Origin of the sequence: Kitasatospora sp. NPDC036755 (genome assembly GCF_040636595.1) — a bacterium.
GTDB lineage: Bacteria > Actinomycetota > Actinomycetes > Streptomycetales > Streptomycetaceae > Kitasatospora.
This window is the reverse complement of record NZ_JBEZUT010000532.1, coordinates 1-3,835: the sequence shown is the minus strand read 5'-3', so window position 1 is coordinate 3,835 and position 3,835 is coordinate 1. Positions and strand designations below refer to the sequence as shown.

2 protein-coding genes and 1 pseudogene are annotated in these 3,835 nt (G+C 75.9%); all 3 read right to left on the bottom strand.

Translation table 11 applies throughout. The features are described 5' to 3' along the window. Nucleotides 1–303: pseudogene (locus tag AB0E96_RS39380) on the bottom strand (hypothetical protein); the annotation flags it as partial. Further along, nucleotides 294–2,354 (bottom strand): ATP-binding protein, encoded by a 2,061-nt coding sequence (locus AB0E96_RS39375; protein ID WP_359831406.1) that lies wholly within the window; start codon nt 2,352–2,354, stop codon nt 294–296. The pseudogene AB0E96_RS39380 and the gene AB0E96_RS39375, both read right to left, overlap by 10 nt. Before the next feature lie 18 nt (nt 2,355–2,372). Next, nucleotides 2,373–3,635 carry a DUF4255 domain-containing protein gene (locus AB0E96_RS39370; protein WP_359831404.1) on the bottom strand — a complete coding sequence of 421 codons (1,263 nt, stop codon included), beginning with the start codon at nt 3,633–3,635 and terminating at the stop codon, nt 2,373–2,375. Nucleotides 3,636–3,835: the final 200 nt, after the last annotated feature.

The following is a 3,835-nucleotide window of genomic DNA, read 5'->3' as shown; positions in this document are numbered from 1 at the left end:
ACCGCGTCTGCGGATCTCGTCCGCCTGAGCCCGTGCCGACACGGCCTCCGCTCTCGCCCTGATCTGGTCCTCCTCGAAAGGAAGCGCGCTCGCCATGTCGTGGTCGAGGTGCGCGAAGCCGTCGAGGACCAGCTCGCCGATCTCCACCTCGATCCGGCCGGGGCGCCGCGGTCCGGCTCCGCCGCTCCCGGCCTCGCCGGGCGCGCTCCCGCTCCCGGCTCCGCTGCGCCCGGCCCCGCCGCTCCCGGCCCCGCCGCGCCCGGTCCCGCCGGTCCCGTTCCCGGGCCGCTCGGTCAGGTCCATCCGCCCACCTCCGAGGGCGTCAGCGAGCGCTCCAGCTTCAGGTACTCGGTGCGCGCGGCGGCCAGCAGGTGCCGCATCTGCATCGGGCGGTCCTCGTCGGCGGCCAGGAAGGCGGCGGAGAGGGCGATGTTGCGGATGGAGCCGCCGGCCACGGTGAGCTGGGCGAGCCGCTCCGGGTCGAGGCCCTCGCTGGGGGTCTGCTTCGGGATGACCCGCCGCCAGATCTCGGCGCGCTCCGGTATGCCGGGGAACGGGAAGTCGACCACGAACCGGATCCGCCGCATGAACGCCGGGTCCAGGGCCTTCTTCATGTTGGTGGTGAGAACGGCCAGGCCCCGGTAGGCCTCCATCCGCATCAGCAGGTAGCTGACCTCCAGGTTGGCGTAGCGGTCGTGGCTGTCCTTGATCTCGCTGCGTTTGCCGAACAGCGCGTCGGCCTCGTCGAACAGCAGCAGCGCGCCGCCGCGTTCGGCCGCGTCGAAGACCCGTCGGAGGTTCTTCTCGGTCTCCCCGATGTACTTGCTGACGACCTGGGAGAGGTCGATGACGAACAGGTCGACGCCGAGCTGCCCGGCCACGACTTCGGCCGCCAGGGTCTTCCCGGTTCCGGAGCCGCCGGCGAACAGCGCGGTGACGCCGAGGCCGCGGCGCAGCACCGACTCGAAGCCCCACTCCTGGTAGACCGTGCCCCGCCGGCGGACGTGGGCGACGATCTCGCGCAGGGTCGCGCGCTGGCGCTCCTCCAGGACCAGGTCCTCCCAGCCGGCGCGCGGTTCGACCCGGCGGCCCAGCTCGTCCAGGGACATCCGGGCCTCCACGAGTCCGGCGTTCCAGGCCAGCGGGCTGACGTCCCGGCCGTCCTCGGCGGCCCGCCGGGCCGCCGCCGCGGCCGAGCGGATCACGTGCCCGGGCAGCGAGAACTGGGCTGCCAGCGCGCGGAGTTCACCTTCGGTGATGCCCGGCGCGCCGTCCAGGGCCGCGGTCCAGATCGCCAGCTGCTCCTCGGGGCCGAGCGGGGGTACGGTCACCCGGGCGCGGTCCGGGGCCCCGGCCGGCGGGGGTTCGTCGCCGGACACGACCAGGGGCACGGCCAGGCTCGCGAGGAAGGACTCGGTGGCGTTCGGGGCGTGCGGGCGTTCCCGGCCCGGCTCTCCGTTCTCGACCAGCAGGGCGGCGGGGACCAGGATCGCCTCCCGCTGCCACAGCCGGGCGAGTCGCTCGCGTTCGGCGGGGTCGGTGGGCAGGTCCTCGCGGTGCGCGGCGTACAGGCCGAGTCCGGAGCGGTGGGCGGCGGCGGCCGCGATCTCCCAGCGGGTCCGGCGGTCGGCGCCGGTGAGTTCGGCGTGCGGTGGGCCGGCCGGAGCGGTCTCGGTCCAGCCCCGGGCGAGTTCGGCGGCGCACCGTTCGTGCGGTTCGGGGAGGTCGCCGGGCGGCCCGACCGGGGTGAGCAGGCCGTGCAGGCGCACGTCCAGGTAGGGCACCCCGACCAGGAAGTGCAGCACCCGTTCGTCGGTCCGCAGCCGGGTGGTGGTGAGCGCGGTCTCGTCGTCGAGTTCGACGAGCCGGAAGCGGCGCAGTGGGCCGACCGGGGTGAGCGCGCTCCAGTGCGGCTGGTCCAGGGCGGCGAGGGCGAGCGAGAAGGTCGGGTAGGCGCGTGCCGGGTCGCCGCCCGCCGCGGCGCACCGGGCGGCGGCGGTGGGGTCGACCTCGGGGGCGGCGGCGAGGACGAGGACGTCACGCTCGAACGGGGTGAGCCCGAAGGAGGCGGTGAGCACGTCCAGGGCGGTGGCGGGCGTCCGGCGTGCGCTCCGGCGGGCGGCGGCTGCGGGTGCGGGCTCGGTACCGCTGGACGGTGTGGCCTCGGTACCGCTGGGCGGTGTGGCCTCGGGACCGGTGGGCGGCGTGGCTCCGGCACCGGGGGAGGGCCCGCCGGTGCGGCCGGCCGCGTGCGCGTCGACCCGTGCGAGCACGGTGGCGACCGCGGCCGACAGCGACTGCCGGTGCGGTTCGTCCACCGGGCCGGCGCGGCCCTGCCTTCGGCGCGTGCTCATCTCTCCCCCGTCCTGCGGTCAGTGCGCCAGGTCCACGACGGGGCCGGTGAAGGTCCCGTCGGCGGACACCGTCAACTCGCTCGGCACGCCGTCCACCTGGACCCGCACCAGGTACGCCGTGGGGCGTACGCCGACGACCGGCACCCGGACCTCGAACGGGCCGGGCCGCGGCCCGGCGGGCGCGCGGAACTGGTGGCTCGCCCCGGGCCGGCCGGCGGGCGGGTGCAGCTCGTCCAGCAGCAGCAGGACCTGCTGGTCGTCCCGGAGCGGCAGGTCCAGCCGGACGTCCAGCCGGGCGGACACCCCGGCCGGTCCGTCGGCGCGGTCCGCGGTGCCGATCGGCGCGACGATCCGCGGCTGCCGGGCGAAGGTCTGCGCGTTGGACTCCACGGCGAGGTGCTCGGCGGCGGGCCGGCCGTCCAGCGCCAGGCCGTGCAGCACCTGTACCCGGTACACCCCGGGCGGCAGGTCCTCCGGGACGGCGACCACCAGGCGGTCGTCCCGGACGCCGCCCGCGGGGACGGGCACCCGCCGCTCGCCCAGCCGGGCCACGACGAGGTCCGCGCGCAGGCCGGAGCCCTCCAGCACCAGCTCCCGGTCCGCGGGCACTGGCCCTTCCCCGGGGGCGTCCGGGGATCCGGCCGGCCGGGAGAGCACCCGGTCGAGGACCGGGCCGCGGGACGGCAGGGCGCGTACGGTGCGGCGCAGTACCGGCTTGCCGGCCACCGGGTCGACCCGGCCCTCCACCAGGACGGCGGTGGCCTGGTAGGTCACCGACAGCGCGTACGGCGTCTGGAGCAGGGTGCTCCACAGCTTGGACAGCTCTTCGAGGTCCATCGGCGTGGGCGTGAAGCGCACCCGCTGCGGCGAGGCGGCGAGGTCGGCCCCCAGCAGGTACGGCTGGGCGGCCGCCTCCTCGATCAACTGCCGTGACAGGACGGGCTGTTCGGCGAGCGCCCGGACCACGCAGCCGAGCAGCCGCTGGCCGACCAGCTGGGACTCCTCGCCGAAGCAGCTGATCAGGTAGTGCAGGTCGAGGGCGGCGGTCGGCCGGTTCAGCACGGTGCCGTCCGCCGCGCGGGTGGGCGCGTCACGGTTGCGCAGCGCCGGGTTGGGCGTGACCTGGTAGAGGAAGACGGTGATGGCCGGGTCGGCCGGCGGCTCGGTCGGCGGCTTGCGGGTGCCGACCTCGACCGCGAACGGGATGTCGGGCGAGAGCGAGCGGCTGATGAGCAGTCGCAGCGCCTCGCTCACGGTCGCGATCGCGAGGTGGTTACTCACCGGCCCGCCCCCGCCCGGTCACGAGGGGTCCCGGTCGAGGTAGCGGTCCAGGCCGAGGGCCGGGGCCGGGCGGGCCACCGCCGTCCCTCGCGGGACGGCCGGGGCGGCCGGGGCGCGTTCGTTCAGTCGACATGCGGACGATCTCGTCCGTGAACGCGCGGACGTTCCTCCTGTCGATCTGCTCACTGATCGTGAGGACG